At 71.5% G+C, this 361-nt stretch carries 1 protein-coding gene; it reads right to left on the minus strand.

From position 1 onward, the window contains the following. Positions 1-361, minus strand: a 361-nt coding sequence (locus QSK20_RS31980) for an AMP-binding protein (protein WP_285792331.1), incomplete at both ends; no start/stop codon positions are given.

The raw sequence follows: 361 nt of genomic DNA on the forward strand, positions 1-361 counted from the left end.
TGGTCGTCGGTGCGGCCGAGGAAGTGCAACTGGCCGGCGGCGTCCCAGCGGGCGAGGTCGCCGGTGCGGTACATGCGGGTGCCGGCGGGTCCGTGGGGGTTGGCGACGAAGCGGGTGGCGGTGAGGTCGGGGCGGTTGACGTAGCCGCGTGCGGTGCCGGCTCCGGCGAGGTACAGCTCTCCGGCGACACCCACGGGGACGGGTTGGAGGTGTTGGTCGAGGACGTGGAGGTGCGTGCCGCTCAGTGGGTGTCCGAGGGGGACGGTGGTGCCGGCCTGTTCTCCGTGTTTCCAGGGGTACTGGGTGACGCAGAGGGTCATTTCGGTGGGGCCGTAGGTGGTGCGGACGATGGTGGTGGGGC

This window comes from Micromonospora sp. NBRC 101691, from assembly GCF_030269285.1.
Taxonomy (GTDB): Bacteria; Actinomycetota; Actinomycetes; order Mycobacteriales; family Micromonosporaceae; genus Micromonospora; species Micromonospora echinospora.